This is a genomic window from Marinobacter sp. GH_1, from assembly GCF_048595985.1.
In the GTDB taxonomy this organism is placed as follows: Bacteria; Pseudomonadota; Gammaproteobacteria; order Pseudomonadales; family Oleiphilaceae; genus Marinobacter; species Marinobacter shengliensis.
Genome location: NZ_CP184460.1, coordinates 965,511 through 981,011, shown reverse-complemented (window position 1 = coordinate 981,011; position 15,501 = coordinate 965,511). Strand labels below are relative to the sequence as shown.

13 protein-coding genes and 2 tRNA genes are annotated in these 15,501 nt (G+C 58.6%); 14 read left to right on the top strand and 1 reads right to left on the bottom strand.

The genetic code is table 11. From position 1 onward, the window contains the following. Positions 1–96 precede the first annotated feature (96 nt). From ACNSOI_RS04555 to ACNSOI_RS04490, 14 genes are all read left to right on the top strand, one after another. Positions 97–1,848: a tetratricopeptide repeat protein gene (locus tag ACNSOI_RS04555; protein ID WP_420195214.1), complete on the top strand. Its 1,752-nt coding sequence runs from the start codon at positions 97–99 to the stop codon at positions 1,846–1,848. After that, positions 1,848–2,474 (top strand): lipoprotein insertase outer membrane protein LolB, encoded by a 627-nt coding sequence (lolB, locus tag ACNSOI_RS04550; protein WP_420195213.1) that lies wholly within the window; start codon positions 1,848–1,850, stop codon positions 2,472–2,474. The genes ACNSOI_RS04555 and lolB overlap by 1 nt, the downstream gene beginning before the upstream one ends. Before the next feature lie 4 nt (positions 2,475–2,478). Beyond that, positions 2,479–3,342, top strand: a complete 864-nt coding sequence (gene ispE, locus ACNSOI_RS04545) for a 4-(cytidine 5'-diphospho)-2-C-methyl-D-erythritol kinase (protein WP_420195212.1) — start codon at positions 2,479–2,481, stop codon at positions 3,340–3,342. Between the two features lie 22 nt (positions 3,343–3,364). Further along, positions 3,365–3,439 (top strand) — tRNA-Gln (locus ACNSOI_RS04540). Between the two features lie 52 nt (positions 3,440–3,491). Then, positions 3,492–4,442, top strand: a complete 951-nt coding sequence (locus tag ACNSOI_RS04535) for a ribose-phosphate diphosphokinase (protein WP_061333292.1) — start codon at positions 3,492–3,494, stop codon at positions 4,440–4,442. Positions 4,443–4,607: 165 nt separating this feature from the next. Further along, positions 4,608–5,246, top strand: coding sequence for a 50S ribosomal protein L25/general stress protein Ctc (locus ACNSOI_RS04530; protein WP_061333314.1), 639 nt, complete (start codon positions 4,608–4,610; stop codon positions 5,244–5,246). 21 nt (positions 5,247–5,267) lie between these two features. After that, positions 5,268–5,858: an aminoacyl-tRNA hydrolase gene (gene pth / locus ACNSOI_RS04525; protein ID WP_106693435.1), complete on the top strand. Its 591-nt coding sequence runs from the start codon at positions 5,268–5,270 to the stop codon at positions 5,856–5,858. An 83-nt stretch (positions 5,859–5,941) separates the two neighbouring features. Further along, positions 5,942–7,033 (top strand): redox-regulated ATPase YchF, encoded by a 1,092-nt coding sequence (ychF, locus tag ACNSOI_RS04520; protein ID WP_061333290.1) that lies wholly within the window; start codon positions 5,942–5,944, stop codon positions 7,031–7,033. A gap of 91 nt (positions 7,034–7,124) precedes the next feature. After that, positions 7,125–7,201, top strand: a tRNA-Met gene (locus ACNSOI_RS04515). Positions 7,202–7,301: 100 nt separating this feature from the next. Continuing rightward, complete coding sequence (locus tag ACNSOI_RS04510) at positions 7,302–8,513, top strand: serine hydrolase domain-containing protein (RefSeq protein ID WP_420195211.1); 1,212 nt, start codon at positions 7,302–7,304, stop codon at positions 8,511–8,513. A 101-nt stretch (positions 8,514–8,614) separates the two neighbouring features. Further along, a complete protein-coding gene (locus ACNSOI_RS04505; RefSeq protein WP_106693433.1) occupies positions 8,615–9,892 on the top strand; it encodes an O-acetylhomoserine aminocarboxypropyltransferase/cysteine synthase family protein in 1,278 nt (425 codons plus the stop codon). A 132-nt stretch (positions 9,893–10,024) separates the two neighbouring features. Further along, the gene (gene lipA / locus ACNSOI_RS04500; RefSeq protein WP_420195210.1) at positions 10,025–11,071 is read left to right on the top strand and encodes a lipoyl synthase; all 1,047 of its coding nucleotides are present in this window, start codon (positions 10,025–10,027) and stop codon (positions 11,069–11,071) included. Between the two features lie 7 nt (positions 11,072–11,078). Continuing rightward, complete coding sequence (locus ACNSOI_RS04495; RefSeq protein WP_420195209.1) at positions 11,079–12,299, top strand: methyl-accepting chemotaxis protein; 1,221 nt, start codon at positions 11,079–11,081, stop codon at positions 12,297–12,299. Positions 12,300–12,347: 48 nt separating this feature from the next. After that, positions 12,348–14,825, top strand: a complete 2,478-nt coding sequence (locus tag ACNSOI_RS04490; RefSeq protein ID WP_420195208.1) for an efflux RND transporter permease subunit — start codon at positions 12,348–12,350, stop codon at positions 14,823–14,825. Between the two features lie 50 nt (positions 14,826–14,875). Here ACNSOI_RS04490 and ACNSOI_RS04485 read toward each other — a convergent pair whose 3' ends face one another. Further along, entirely contained in the window at positions 14,876–15,319 is a 444-nt protein-coding gene (locus tag ACNSOI_RS04485; protein WP_420195207.1) for a Spy/CpxP family protein refolding chaperone, read from the bottom strand. Between the last annotated feature and the right edge of the window lie 182 nt (positions 15,320–15,501).

Below are 15,501 nucleotides of genomic sequence, written 5' to 3'. Positions count from 1 at the left end.
ATAGAGGCTCGGCCACGGCCTAAACCCGATCTGCCTCAATTCTACGGCAGAACAGAACATACTCTGACGTACTGCCGACAGCACACGGGAAGTTGCATGCAAAAATCCGCACCGTATCTGGTTACCAGCCTGCTGGCCTTCACCATTGCCGCCCTGCCCGGCTGCGCCAGCTTTTCCGAAACAACAGAACCAAAGGCTGATGAACCTACTCCCATAGTGGTCACCCCGACGCCACAGGAAGAGATTCGTTATGCGGATTTCGAGCCGGAAGTGCTTTACCAACTCCTGGCGGCGGAGATTGCCGCCCAGCGAGGGCGCTACGACGTAACCCTGGTCAACTACCTGCAGGCAGCCAAAACCTCAAAAGATCGCGGCGTCATCACCCGTGCCATGCGCATTGCCCAGTCCCTGAATGCCGATAACGCGCAGCAGCAACTGGCAGACCTATGGCTGCAACTGGAGCCCGACAACCTGCTGGCACACCGGGTTTCCGCGATTCAGGCGGTCAAACGCCAGGATCTTGAAACCGCTCTGGTCCACATGGAACGCATTATGGAGCAGGGAGAGGACGCGGACTTTGACAGCCTGGCGGCGATGTCTGCCAACCTGCCACCGGCCCAGCAACGGGAACTGCTGCAGCTATACGAGCGACTGGCTGAACGGCACCCGGGCAATCCCGAGCTTGAGTACAGCATTGCCCTGCTCCTGAAAATCACCGGCGCCCCGGAGCAGGCCCTGGAGCGCATTGAGCGGCTCACCAACCAGCAACCCAACTTCCAGCCCGCCATCGCACTCAAAGGCGACCTGCTGTACCAGACCGGTCAAACAAGAGAAGCCCTGACCTACCTGACCACAAACACCCGGCGATTCCCGTCCAACCGGCAACTGGGCACGCTTTACGGCCGCATCCTGATTAACGAGGGAGAACTTCAGGCTGCCCAGGACGAGTTCGAGCGACTGGTCAAACGCTATCCCCAGACCCCGGGGCTGCGGCTGTCATTCGCTCTGGTTGCCCTGGAAAATCGTCAGCCGGAGCTGGCCAGAGAGGAGCTTACGGAACTGATCGAACAGGGCCACCACACCGATGAAGCCAGCTACTACCTTGGCCGCATAGAGGAAGATGCGGGCAACATCACCCACGCCATCGGTTACTACATGAGCGTAGAAGGCGGAAACTACTTCTTCCCCGCCCTCGCCCGGGCAAGTGAACTGCAAGCCGAGACAGGGGATCTGGAAAGCGCACTTGCCAAGATTGACACACTGAGGGAGTCAAACCCGGGACAGGCTGAAAATTTCTGGCTCCTTGAAGTCAACCTGCTGCTCGACCAGCAGCGCGAACAAGACGCCATGGCAGCCGCCAACCATGCCCTTGAGGCCTTTCCTGAAAACATTCAAATCCGTTATGCCCGCGCCATGCTGCACGACTCTCTCGGCAACACCGAACTGGCGGAAGAGGACCTCAGGGCCATCTTATCGAATCAACCAGACAACGCGGTGGCGCTGAATGCGCTCGGGTATATCCTGACCATTCGTACCGAGCGCCTGGATGAAGCCCGCAGTTACATCGAACAGGCACTGGCCCTGGACCCGAATAATCCCGCCATTCTCGACAGCATGGGCTGGGTACTGTTTCGCCAGGGCGACACCGAAACCGCCCTCGAATACCTGGCCGACGCCTGGGCCGCCTACCCGGACCCGGAAGTAGCCGCCCATTACGGCGAAGCCCTCTGGGTCAGCGGAAATGAGGAACAGGCCCGCGTTATCTGGGAGGAAGGCCTGGAACAGGATCCGGACCACGACATTCTGATTGAAACCATCCAACGCCTGACCGGCAACGGAAACTCCTGATGTTGAAGAATTTATTCGCCGCCCTGCTGGTACTGAGCCTGCTGGGCGGCTGTACCACCATTCAGCTGGAACCACTCCCGGAAGGCATGACCGACCAACCCCCAGCCAACTGGGCTGAACAGTCCCGCACACTGGGTCAATTCAATCACTGGCAGCTTTCCGGGAAACTTGCGGTGCGCCAACCATCGGACAGCGGCACCGCAGTGATTAATCACTGGGAACAGCAAGGCGAGCAATACGACCTGGCGCTATCGTCGTCCTTTCTCGGAATGGGTAGCACCAGCCTGCGCGGAACACCGGGATTTCTCGAACTGCAACTGGCTAACGGCGACACCTACCAGTCAACGAACCCGGAACAGCTCGTACAGGCCGCAACTGGCTGGCAGCTGCCCATCGACAACCTGGCCTGGTGGATTCGTGGCCTGCCGGCACCAGACGGCAATTTCCGGTTATTGTTCGATGACCAGCAACGGCTAGCCATCATTCGCCAGGACGGCTGGGAAATCCGCTACGATCGCTGGCAGGCGTTCATTGATGACCTGCCTCGGCTCCCCGCCCGAATCACCGCCCTGAAGGACGACAAGCGCGTTCGAGTGGTAATCAGCGACTGGCAGAGAAAGGACTGAGCACGTGAGTAGCAGCATTACCCTGCCTTCGCCGGCCAAGCTCAACCTGTTCCTGCACATCGTGGGCAGACGACCCGATGGCTATCACGAACTGCAAACCCTGTTTCAGTTTCTCGATTACGGCGACGAGATCACCTTCACCCTGACCCCGGGGGATGCCCGCATACGCCTTGAGGAACCGGTTCCCGGGGTACCTGACAACGACAACCTCATTATTCGCGCAGCCCGTGCCCTGGCCGAACGCGCCAGCCATGCATTGCCCGGCGTGACGATCCGCATTCAAAAACGACTTCCCATGGGCGGCGGCCTCGGTGGCGGCAGCTCTAACGCCGCGACCACCCTGGTGGCACTTAACCACCTCTGGGAACTGCATCTTGATGAAGACGAGCTTGCCGAGCTGGGCCTGGATCTGGGCGCCGATGTGCCGGTGTTCGTTCGCGGCCGCTCCGCCATTGGCGAAGGGGTGGGCGAAAAGCTCACGCCCGCCAATCCGCCGGAAGACTGGTTTGTGGTCCTCAAGCCTGACTGCGAAATAAACACCGGGAAGATTTTTTCGGAAGAAGGGTTGACAAGGGACACCCCAAAAATGAAAATAGCGCCCGCTTTTGAGGGAGACGCCTCGAGGTACCGAAACGACTGTGAGGATGTAGTTCGAAAACTGTATCCTGAGGTTAAAAAGAGCCTGGAATGGCTTTCACAATTCGGACCTGCAAGATTAACCGGAACCGGGGCTTGCATTTTTGGACGTTTCCCGACAGAATCCGCAGCCCGGATTATCTGGGAAAGCAAACCCTCCGGCATCACGGGGTTCGTAGCTAAAGGGGTGAACCATTCACCTCTGCACAAAAAGCTGACAGAGCTGAAATGATGCCAAGAAAGCACGATGATATTGGGGTGTCGCCAAGTGGTAAGGCAACGGGTTTTGATCCCGTCATGCGCAGGTTCGAATCCTGCCACCCCAGCCACCTTTCTCCCGCTTCTTCTGAATCAAACGCCGATACTGAGAAGGATGCTGTCGTGTCCAAATTGATGATCTTCGCTGGCAATGCCAACCCTGAACTGGCGCGCGATATTGCCAGGAAACTGCATATTCCCATGGGCCAGGCCACCGTTGGCCGTTTCAGCGATGGTGAGACCACCGTTGAGATCAATGAAAATGTTCGTGGTCACGACGTTTTCATTATCCAGCCCACCTGCTACCCCACCAACGACAACCTGATGGAACTGATCGTGATGGCCGACGCCCTGCGCCGCGCTTCCGCCACACGGATCACCGCCGTTATCCCTTACTACGGATACGCCCGCCAGGATCGTCGCGTTCGCTCTACCCGGGTAGCCATCAGCGCCAAAGTGGTTGCTGACATGATTTCCAGCATCGGCGTCGACCGTGTGCTGACCGTCGACCTCCACGCTGACCAGATTCAGGGCTTCTTCGACATCCCGGTGGACAACATCTACGCCACCCCGGTGTTGCTTGAAGACATCGAAAAGCAGCGGTTCGAAAACTTTGTCGTGGTATCTCCGGATGTAGGCGGTGTTGTACGTGCCCGCGCCGTTGCCAAGCGTCTGGATGATGCCGACCTGGCCATCATCGACAAACGCCGCCCGAAGGCCAACGTTTCCCAGGTAATGCACATCATCGGTGACGTCAAAGACAAAACCTGCATTCTGGTTGACGACATCGTCGATACCGCCGGCACCCTGTGCAAGGCAGCCAACGCCCTGAAAGAGCACGGCGCCTCCCGCGTAGTCGCCTATATTACCCACCCGGTGCTGTCCGGCCCGGCTGTCGAGAACATCAACAACTCGGAGCTGGACGAACTGGTGGTGTGCGACACCATTCCACTGGGTGACAAAGCCAAAAATTGTGCTAGAATCCGCCCCCTCAGCATGGCTGGACTGCTTGCGGAATCGATTCGTCGCGTGAGCAACGAAGAGTCCATCAGCGCCATGTTTGAGAACGTCTGAACGGGCCAAGCTCCGTAACACTCAGACTTTAAAGGCAGTTTTCGGGTCGGGAGTCCAACAGGGCTCCCGACTCTTTTAGTCGATCGGAAAAATCCGGTCATTCAAAGAACTCATCTGTCCCGAGCCTGGTCGCGGGCCGTTCAGATGAACAACGAGGTACATACCATGTCTCAGGAATTCCTTATTGAAGCATTTCCTCGTGACGATCAGGGGAAAGGTGCGAGCCGCCGCCTGCGTCGCGAAGAGCGTAAAATCCCGGCCATCATCTACGGTGGCGGAAAAGACGCAACGCCGGTCTCCATCTGGCACAACGAGCTGAAAAAGGCCCTCGAAAACGAAGCCTTCTTCTCTCACATTCTGACCATCGACATTCAGGGCAAAAAAGAAAGCGTGATCCTGAAGGATCTGCAGCGCCACCCGTACAAGCTGCTGCTGACCCACGCCGACTTCCTGCGCGTAGACAAGGATCACGAGATCCACGTTAACGTACCGCTGCACTTCCTGAACGAAGACACAGCGCCGGCCGTTAAACTTCAGGGTGGCATTGTTTCCCACACCATGACCGAAGTGGAAGTTATCTGTCTGCCGCAGAACCTGCCTGAGTTCATCGAAGTTGACCTGACTGACGTCGCCATGGACCAGGTTGTCCACCTGAGCGATCTGAAACTGCCGAAAGGCGTTCGTGTTGCTGCCCTGCTGCAGGGTGAAGACCACGACCAGCCGGTTGCCTCTATCCACAAGCCGAAAGGTGCCAAGGCGGACGACGCCGCGGACGCCGAAGGCGAGGAAGGCGGCGAGGAGTAATCACTCCGGGGGCAAAGGCGAATGGCACAGGATATTGTCATGGTGGTTGGCCTGGGAAATCCCGGCGCCGACTACGAGAATACCCGCCACAACGCCGGCGCCCTGTTCGTCGAAGCGCTGGCCCGCCATGCGGGCCAGACGCTACGCCCCGAACGGAAGTACCACGGGCTTTACGCCCGCATTCAGTGGCAGGGTCTCGACCTGCACCTCCTGAACCCCAGCACGTTCATGAACCGCAGCGGCATTGCCATCAAGGCCCTCGCGGACTTCTTCAAGATCTCTCCTGAACAGATTCTGGTTGCCCACGACGAGCTCGACCTGCCTCCCGGCACGGCCAAACTCAAGAAAGGCGGCGGTCACGGTGGTCATAATGGCCTGCGGGACACCATTGCCCACCTCGGCACCAACGACTTCCAGCGACTACGCCTTGGCATCGGCCATCCCGGCGACAGCCGTAAGGTCACCGGCTTTGTACTGGGCCGGCTCGGCAAACAGGAAGCCGAGCAACTGGGCGCCGTGTTCGACGAAGTCATGCGAGTATTACCAGAAGCCGCCAACGGCAAACTGGCTGCTGCTATGAACCGGTTACACAGTTTCAAACCGACCCCCTGAGCAAGGCACATCCCCTTACTCGCACCCGTACCGATACCCCGGTATAATCCGCCCAAATTTTTCAGTTCCAGCAGAGGCATTCCATGGGATTTAACTGCGGCATCGTCGGCCTTCCCAACGTCGGCAAATCTACCCTGTTCAACGCACTGACCAAAGCCGGCATCGGCGCAGAGAACTTCCCGTTCTGCACCATCGAACCCAACGCCGGCGTGGTGGCCATGCCCGACCCACGCCTGACCAAACTGGCCGAAATCGTAAAGCCCGAGCGAGTCGTGCCCACCACCATGGAATTTGTCGACATCGCCGGCCTGGTCGCCGGCGCCTCCAAAGGCGAAGGCCTGGGCAACCAGTTCCTGGCCAACATCCGCCAGACCGACGCCATTGCCCATGTAGTGCGCTGCTTCGAAGACGGCAACGTCATCCACGTGGCCAACAAAGTTGACCCGGCATCTGACATTGAAGTGATCAACACCGAGCTGGCGCTGGCCGACCTGGACACCGTCGAGAAAGCTATCAAGCGCGTGCAGCGGGTAGCCAAGAGCGGCGACAAAGAGGCCAAGGCCCAGCTGGAAATGTTCGAGAAGCTGCTGCCGGTGCTGAATGAAGGCAAACCGGTGCGCAGCATGGGCCTGGACAAAGACCAGATGGCCCTGGTACGCGAGCTGTGCCTGCTCACCGTCAAGCCCACCATGTACATCGCCAACGTGAATGAAGACGGCTTCGAGAACAACCCACACCTGGACAAGGTTCGCGAAATTGCCGCCTCCGAGAACGCGGTGGTAGTACCCATCTGCAACAAGATGGAAGCCGAAATCTCTGAACTGGAAGACGAAGAAAAGGCCATGTTCCTCGATGAAATGGGCATGGAAGAGCCCGGCCTGGACCGCGTGATCCGCGCCGGTTACGGCCTGCTGGGCCTGCAAACCTACTTCACCGCAGGCGTAAAGGAAGTGCGCGCCTGGACGGTTAAAATCGGCGCTACCGCCCCCCAGGCTGCCGGCGTTATTCACACCGACTTCGAACGCGGCTTCATCCGCGCCGAAGTCATCAGCTACGACGATTTCGTGCAGTACAACGGCGAAGCCGGCGCCAAGGATGCCGGCAAATGGCGCCTGGAAGGCAAGGAATACATCGTTAAGGATGGCGACGTAATTCACTTCCGGTTTAACGTGTAATTTTTCCGGATTTTTGGCCCCAAAGCCTTGACACCTTGGACCCAAATACCGAAAATACGCGCCTCGTTTGGGGCATGCCCTGAAACGAAATGGCAAGGTAGCTCAGTTGGTTAGAGCACAGCACTCATAATGCTGGGGTCGGCGGTTCGACTCCGCCCCTTGCTACCAGTATTCTTAAAAGCCCGGTTCGAAAGATCCGGGCTTTTTTCGTTCTGGCCCAACCCCGTTGAGAGCCCGATTGCGTGTTTTACAGCACAGGATAGCAGCCATGCCGGAATCCCTCGTGTCAGGACTGTCGCTGGATCGCCTCGAGCGCATCAGCCGGCACTTTGAACAGAACTATATCCAGCCCGGCAAGCTACCCGGTTTTGCGGCACTGGTTGCGCGACACGGCAAGATTGTCTGGAGTGAGGCCCAAGGGCTGAGAGATATAGAGCGCAACCTGCCCATGGAACGGGATACGGTGTTCCGCATCTATTCGATGACCAAACCCATCACCAGCATTGCGATGATGCAGCTGTACGAACAGGGCAAGTTCCTGCTGAACGACCCGGTGCACAAGTACATTCCCTCTTGGCGCAACCTGCGGGTGTACAAGGGTGGCCGCTACCCGGATTTCAAAACCGAGCCGGCAACCACCACCATGACCATCCGGGACCTGATGACCCACACTTCGGGGTTGACTTACGGTTTCACAGAAAGAACGGAAGTGGATGCCGCCTACCGTCAGCTGAAGCTGGATGGCAGCTCCATCCTGACCCTGGACAAGCTGGTGGATCGGCTGGCCGACCTGCCACTGGAGTTTTCGCCAGGGACCGCCTGGAACTACTCGGTGTCTACAGATGTGATCGGCTATCTGGTCCAGCTGCTCTCCGGCCAACCCCTGGATGACTATTTCCAGGAGCATATATTTAAACCACTGGGTATGACCGAGACGGGCTTTCAGGTGCGCCCGGACCAGCAAGACAGGTTTGCCGCCTGCTACCTGCATCAACCCGGCGACACCATGAAACTGCAGGATGACCCGCAGCGCTCGAAGTATCTGAAGCAGCCCCGTTTTCTCTCTGGCGGTGGCGGGTTGGTCTCCACCATTGATGACTATTACCGGTTTGCCCAGGCCTTGTGCCAGGGTGGCGAGTATCAGGGCCAGCGGATTATCGGGCGAAAGACCCTTGAGTTCATGCGCCTGAACCATTTGCCCGGGGGCAAGGATCTGCCGGCGCTCTCCATTGGTGGCTTCAGCGAAACGCCCTACGCGGGCAGCGGCTTCGGGCTGGGCTTTTCGGTCAAAACCGATGTCGCCAAATCCGCCACTATCGGCTCAGAAGGCGAGTTCGGCTGGGGTGGGCTGGCCAGCACCAGTTTCTTTGTCGATCCGGTGGAGGACATGGTGGTGATTTTCATGACTCAGCTAATGCCCTCTTCCTCTTATGCGATACGTCAGGAACTCAGAGCTCTGGTATACGGAGCCCTGGACTGATCTGTGGCGATTGACAGGCATCATCCTCTTCTGGAAACCTCTGTGCCATACTTCAGGGCCTCAAACCAATAACGAACAAACCACCAGCAAGGAATGTTGTGATGAAAGCGGAAACCCTCGCACTGCACGCCGGCTTCAAGAGCGACCCGACCACCAAGGCCGCCACCACACCCATTTACCAGACCACATCCTACACCTTCGACGACACCCAGCACGGTGCCGACCTGTTTGACCTGAAGGTACAAGGCAACATCTATACCCGCATCATGAACCCCACCAACGCGGTTCTGGAAGAGCGCATGGCGGCGCTGGAAGGCGGTATCGGGGCCCTGGCCGTGGCCTCCGGCATGGCTGCGATCACCTATGCCCTGCAGACCATCTGTAAAGTGGGCAATAACATCGTCAGCACCAGCCAACTCTATGGCGGCACCTACAACCTGTTCGCCCACTCCCTGCCCAACCAGGGCATCGAGTGCAAGATGGTGCCCCACGATGATTTTGCGGCGGTGGAAAACGCCATCGACGACCAGACCCGCGCCCTGTTCTGTGAGTCTATCGGCAACCCGGCCGGCAACGTGGTGGATATCCAGAAGTGGGCGGAGATTGCACACAAGCACGGCATTCCGCTGATTGTCGATAACACCGTCGCCACCCCGTTCCTGTGCCGACCGTTTGAGCATGGCGCCGATATCGTCATTCACTCCCTGACCAAGTACATCGGCGGCCACGGCACCACTGTAGCGGGTATTGTGGTGGATTCCGGCAAGTTTGACTGGAAAGCCAGTGCCGACAAGTTCCCGATGATGAACCAGCCGGACCCGTCCTACCATGGCGTGGTTTACACCGAAGCCCTGGGCGAAGCCGCCTTTATCGGCCGCTGCCGCGTGGTGCCACTGCGTAACACCGGGTCTGCCCTGTCGCCATTCAACGCCTTCCTGATCATGCAGGGCCTGGAAACCCTGGCCCTGCGCATGGAGCGCCATTGCGACAACGCCCAGAAGGTTGCCCAGTTCCTGCAGGATCACCCCGCCGTGGAGTGGGTGAACTACGCCGGCCTGGCCAACAGCCCCTACAAGGCCACCTGTGACAAGATCTGCGGCGGCAAGGCCTCCGGCATTTTGAGCTTTGGCATCAAGGGCGGCCGCGAGGCCGGCGCCAGGTTTATCGATGCGCTGGACATGATCCTGCGCCTGGTAAACATTGGCGACGCCAAATCCCTGGCTTGCCACCCGGCCACCACCACCCACCGCCAGCTCAACGCAGACGAGCTGAAGAGTGCCGGTGTCAGTGAAGACCTGGTGCGCCTGTCTATCGGCATTGAACACGTAGACGACATCATTGCCGACATCACCCAGGCCCTGGACAAATCCCAGGCTTGATAACCATCAACCGGGTACGACCAAAGTCGTGCCCGGTTACCCCGTGATTGCCCGTATCTGCCTTGTAACTGCTCGCCCCGCCGATTAACCTTTAAGGTTCTCCATACCTTTTCTGCGAGAGTCTCCGGCCCAATGAGCGAAAGCGCAAAGCCCCGCATTACCAGTGGTTCCAAATTCCGTAACGAACACGGCTTTTCCGCCATCAAGGACGGCGTGAAAAGAACAGCCTCCAGCACGGAAGACAAACCTCTGGAGCGCAAGCCAAAATGGCTGAGAGCGCGAATGCCCGGTGGCGAACGCTACGATGCCGTGCGCCGGAATGTATCGGAACACCGCCTGAGCACCGTATGCCAGGAATCCCACTGCCCCAACATCGGCGAATGCTGGACCAACGGTACCGCCACCATCATGGTGATGGGCTCGGTGTGCACCCGGGCCTGTAAGTTTTGCGCGGTCGACACCGGCAACCCCAAAGGCTGGCTGGACCCGGAAGAGCCTGAGAACACCGCCAGGTCTGTGGAACTGATGGGCCTGCGCTACATCGTTCTGACCTCGGTAGACCGGGACGATCTGGACGACGGTGGTGCCGCGCACTACGCCGCCTGCGTCTCTGCCATCAAACAGCGTACTCCGGAAGTGGCCGTTGAAGCCCTGACCCCGGATTTTGACGCGGTGATGAGCGACGTGGAAAAAGTGGTGGATTCCGGCCTGGACGTGTTCGCCCAGAACGTGGAAACCGTCAAACGCCTGACTCACCGCGTGCGCGACCCCCGGGCCGGTTACGAGAAAACCCTGAGCGTGCTGGCCCACGCCAAGAAGCACCGACCAGACGTACTTACCAAGACCAGCCTGATGCTCGGCCTGGGTGAAACCGAAGAAGAAATCATGGCAACCATGGATGACCTGCGGGCCATTGGCGTCGACATTCTTACCCTTGGCCAGTACCTTCGCCCCACTCCCAACCATCTGCCGGTGGAACGCTACGTGACCCCGGAAGAGTTCAACCGTTACCGCGACATCGGCCTGGAGAAGGGCTTCATGGAAGTGCCATCAGGCCCCATGGTGCGCTCCAGCTATCGGGCTGACCGGGTGTTCGACAAGAACAACCTGGGGCTGGCCGTGCCCGACGTTCCGCAGGCGAGCAACGCCATGCAGATTCCCGTTAAAGCCATCGACTGAGGCGCCCATGCTGACACTGCTGCGCAATGCCCGGCTGAAGTACAAGTTCTGGTTGCTGAATATTGTAGTGTTTGCTGTGCTCTGCCTGCTGGTGCTTTACGCCATGCAGCTGATCGCTGACCAGTCAGGTGCGACCTTCTCACAGGTGTTTGCCGACACCGCACCGGGGTTTGCCCTGGTGGTTGCCGCGCTTATGGCACTTGAGATGGCCGGCTCCCAATTACTGATTTCCTTTATAGAGCGGCACATACACCGCCTCAAAGACACCATGGTATCGGTTCAGGCCAGCGGCAATCTCAGCGAGCGGGCCCCGGTGGATTCCACCGATGAGATCGGCGAGATGGCTACCGCTTTCAATGCCATGCAGGATCGTACCGTCGAGGTTGTTCGCAGCATGAAGGAGGCTATCGAACGGCTGAACCGGGAGGTTCAGGAACTGACGCTCGCGGCCGAATCCCGGCGAGATGATCTGGCCCGCCAACAAGCTGGCGCTGATCGCTCTGCCGAAGTGATCGAAACCATGCTGCAGAGTTTCGTCGGCATTGCCGAGCAGTCTGGCATTGCCAAAACCCTGTCCCACGAAGCCCGCGACACCGCCCTTGCCGGCCAGGAACGCGTGGGCAGGAGCGCCGACAGCATTCGCCAGCTGGAACAGGTTATCCGCAACTCCGCCAGCAGCGTCGAATCCCTGGCCGAGAACAGCCAGGCCATTGGCCAGACCATCACCGAAATCAAGGGTATTGCCGAGCAGACCAACCTACTGGCACTGAATGCTGCCATTGAAGCCGCCCGGGCCGGAGAGCAGGGCCGGGGCTTTGCTGTGGTCGCGGACGAAGTGCGCAAGCTGGCCCAACGGGTGCAGGACTCCACCGACCAGATCCAGACCAGACTGGACAAGCTGTTGGCCGCCATGAACACCTCGGTACAGCAGATGACCGGCAGTTCAGAGAGCGCTGCCCGCTGCGTGGAGGAGTCGGAACTGGGGCGCCAGGCACTGGAAGCCATCAATGAAGTGGTTACCCGCATTGACCGGACCAACCAGGAAATCGCGGATATGTCCGCCGAACAGACGGCCGGTACCGATGACGTGCTGGCCAATGTCCAGGGTATCCGGGACACCACCCAGAGCATGGTCACCCAGCTTTCCGACAGCGCCGAGATGACCCGTCGACTGAAACACCTGATCGAATCGCTCGAAGACGCGGCATCAAAGGTCAAAGTTCACTGAGGTTTGTGGCACACTCTGCAGTCGTTTTTCGCTGCAGAGTCCTGATACATGAACCGCATCGGTGCCTTTTACGATCGCTTTATCCTTCCCCACCCCTGGATTGTCCTGGTCCTGTTCGGAGCCATCCTGGCCCTGGCAGCCTTGCGCTTTGACCAGTTCCGGCTCGACGCCTCCGCCGAATCGCTGGTGCTTGAGAATGATCGCTCACTGGAAGAGTACCGGCAGGTAAACCGCACCTTCACTACCTCGGACGACTTCCTGGTGGTGACCTATACGCCCCACGAGCCACTGTTTACAGCAGAAGGCCTGGGCCGCCTCAAAGCCCTTCGGGACGAGCTGCAGGCACTGGAAGCCGTCAGCTCGACCAACAGCATCCTGAACGTACCGCTGCTGCACAGTCCGGACCTGACGCTGGATACCGTCGACACTGAAATCAAGACCCTGGACGAACACGAGGTTGCCCCGGATACCGCGCGCCAGGCGTTGCTGGACAACCCCATGTACCCGAACCTGTTGCTCAGCGAAGATGCCGGCACCACGGCCATTCAGGTTAACCTGCCCACACCCGAGCGCTATTTCGAGTTGCTGAACCAGCGTGACAACCTGCGGGACAGGGTGAACTCCGGCAACGCCAGCGCCGATGACCAACGGCAACTGGAACAGGTCAGCCAGGAATTCATTCGTTACACCGAATTCCTGGGCAAGGAGAGGGATGCCACCATCAAGAAGGTCCGGGTGATCCTCGATAACCACCGGGAGCACGCCAGCATTCACCTGGGTGGCGTACCGATGATTGTGGCCGATATGATTCGCTTCATTCAGAACGACCTGTCTACCTTTGGCCTGGGTGTACTGGCGTTCCTGCTGCTGACTCTGGCGATTATCTTCCGGCAGTGGCGCTGGGTTCTGGTGCCCCTGTTGTGCTGTGGCTTTACCGTGTGGCTGATGATTGGCTTCCTTGGCTGGGCGCAATGGCCCGTTACCGTCATCTCATCCAACTTTATCTCCCTGCTGCTGATCATGACTCTGTCGCTCACCATTCACCTGATTGTGCGCTACCGGGAGTTCCAGCACGACGAGCCAGGTGCTGCGCCCCGGGATGTCCTGCGCCGCACCGTCATGGCCATGATCAAACCCTGCTTCTATATGGCCATCACCACCATTGTCGCCTTCGGCTCCCTGACCTTCAGCGGCATTCGACCAGTGATCGATTTCGGCTGGATGATGACCCTGGGGCTATCCGTAGCCTTCATCATCACCTTCCTGGTGTTCCCTGCCCTGCTCAGCCTGCTGCCGCCCCCTTTGGACAGCCGGGTAACCTCGGACAGGATTCCGTTCACCGATGCCTTTGCCCGCTTTACAGAGCGGTTTGGCGGCACCGTGCTAGTGGGCTCCGGGGTGATTGCCGTGCTGTGCGTGATTGGCCTGAACCGGCTGACCGTTGAGAACAGCTTTATTGATTACTTCAAATCCTCCACCGAAATCCACCAGGGCATGATCACCATAGACGACCGGCTTGGCGGCACCACCCCGCTGGACGTGGTGATTACCGATGAGCCGCCACCTGAGAACTACAGCGACGACCCCTTCGCCAGCGATTGCGACCCGTTTGTGGAAGACTGTGACGAAGAAGACTACCGGGACACCTGGTATACCTACCAGAAAATGCGCCAGCTTGGTGACGTGCACGACTACCTGAACAGCCTGCCAGAGACCGGCAAGGTGCTGTCGATCAGCACCACCCTGGACCTGCTCGCCCAGATCAACGGCGGTACGCCGCTGAACGCCGTTGAGCTGGCATTTGTGCCCGCCGCGGTACCCGACGATTTACAGGACATTCTTCTGACACCCTACATATCGGAAGAACAAAGCCAGGCCCGGTTCAGCATCCGGATTCTGGAAACCATGCCGGATTTGCGCCGGCAGGACCTCCTGGACCGCATACACAACCACCTGACAACGGAACTTGGCTACGCCCCGGAACGAGTCCAGCTCTCGGGTATGACCGTCATGTACAACAACATGCTGCAAAGCCTGTTCGACTCCCAGATCAAAACCATCGGGGTGGTTTTCGCAGCCATTATGGTGATGTTTTTGATCCTGTTCCGGTCACTCAAACTGGCGCTGATCGGCATGGCCCCGAACCTGATAGCGGCTGGCTCGGTGCTTGGGTTGATGGGCTGGCTGGGGATTCCTCTGGATATGATGACCATCACCGTGGCTGCCATTACCGTGGGCATTGCGGTGGATGACACCATCCATTACATCCACCGGTTCAAGACCGAGTTAGCCAAAGACGGTGATTACCTGGCCACCATGCACCGATGTCACCGCAGCATCGGCCAGGCCATGTTCTTCACCTCGTTGACCATCATCTCCGGGTTCTCGATTCTGGTGCTGTCCAACTTCATCCCCACCATCTACTTCGGCCTGTTCACCGGCTTTGCCATGTTCATGGCCCTGGTCGGCGCCCTGACCCTGCTGCCAAGGCTGATCATCCTGTTCAAGCCTTTCCCTGCCCCATAATAAAAAACCCCGCCGGAGCATCGCTCGGGCGGGGTCTGATTCAGCCGGTTTTACTGGCCAGGCTGCATCATCTGCTGTTGCTGCTGCATCTGCTGCTGCATTTCACGCATGCGACGATCCAGCTCATCACGCTGTTCTTCAGTGAATACCGCATCTACGCGGGCCTGCATCAGTGCAGACAGCGCCGCGATCTCGCCCGTTACATCACCCAGCTTCTCGGCGTTATCCCGAATGGCGGATTCGCTGTAGTCCGCCTTGATTTCAGCCTGCAGTGCCTGCTGCAGTGACTGGGCATTCTGACGCAGCGCACCTATATCGCCCTGCATTTCGTCGATGATGCCGCGAATCTCAGTTTGCTGGTCATCAGACAAACCCACCATCTCGGCCAACTGGTCTACCTGGTCAGGCTGGCCAGGGGCGGCTTGCTGGGCAAAGGCAGGCATTGACAGACTGACGGCCACCAGGGCAGAACCGATAATTTTTGCAATCTTCATAAATGTCTCCAAATGGCCGGTGGCCACGCTCTAACCACCGGATTTCGTTGCTTTCACTGTTCAAGGCTGTACACACTAAAACATTCCGGCCCCACTTTTCACCCCGATCACCCTTCTTTTTGTACACACTTCCGAAAAAAACTCCGTCGGCTCCCGGCACACGGGGGTCGCAGCGACTATGA

What these genes read in the sequence shown, in the direction of transcription:
- ACNSOI_RS04490 (WP_420195208.1), top strand. Translation starts at nt 12,348, where the DNA reads ATGAACCGCATCGGTGCCTTTTACGATCGCTTTATCCTTCCCCACCCC.
- pth (WP_106693435.1), top strand. Translation starts at nt 5,268, where the DNA reads ATGGCACAGGATATTGTCATGGTGGTTGGCCTGGGAAATCCCGGCGCC.
- ACNSOI_RS04495 (WP_420195209.1), top strand. Translation starts at nt 11,079, where the DNA reads ATGCTGACACTGCTGCGCAATGCCCGGCTGAAGTACAAGTTCTGGTTG.
- lipA (WP_420195210.1), top strand. Translation starts at nt 10,025, where the DNA reads ATGAGCGAAAGCGCAAAGCCCCGCATTACCAGTGGTTCCAAATTCCGT.
- ACNSOI_RS04505 (WP_106693433.1), top strand. Translation starts at nt 8,615, where the DNA reads ATGAAAGCGGAAACCCTCGCACTGCACGCCGGCTTCAAGAGCGACCCG.
- ACNSOI_RS04485 (WP_420195207.1), bottom strand. Translation starts at nt 15,319, where the DNA reads ATGAAGATTGCAAAAATTATCGGTTCTGCCCTGGTGGCCGTCAGTCTG.
- ACNSOI_RS04510 (WP_420195211.1), top strand. Translation starts at nt 7,302, where the DNA reads ATGCCGGAATCCCTCGTGTCAGGACTGTCGCTGGATCGCCTCGAGCGC.
- lolB (WP_420195213.1), top strand. Translation starts at nt 1,848, where the DNA reads ATGTTGAAGAATTTATTCGCCGCCCTGCTGGTACTGAGCCTGCTGGGC.
- ACNSOI_RS04530 (WP_061333314.1), top strand. Translation starts at nt 4,608, where the DNA reads ATGTCTCAGGAATTCCTTATTGAAGCATTTCCTCGTGACGATCAGGGG.
- ACNSOI_RS04555 (WP_420195214.1), top strand. Translation starts at nt 97, where the DNA reads ATGCAAAAATCCGCACCGTATCTGGTTACCAGCCTGCTGGCCTTCACC.
- ychF (WP_061333290.1), top strand. Translation starts at nt 5,942, where the DNA reads ATGGGATTTAACTGCGGCATCGTCGGCCTTCCCAACGTCGGCAAATCT.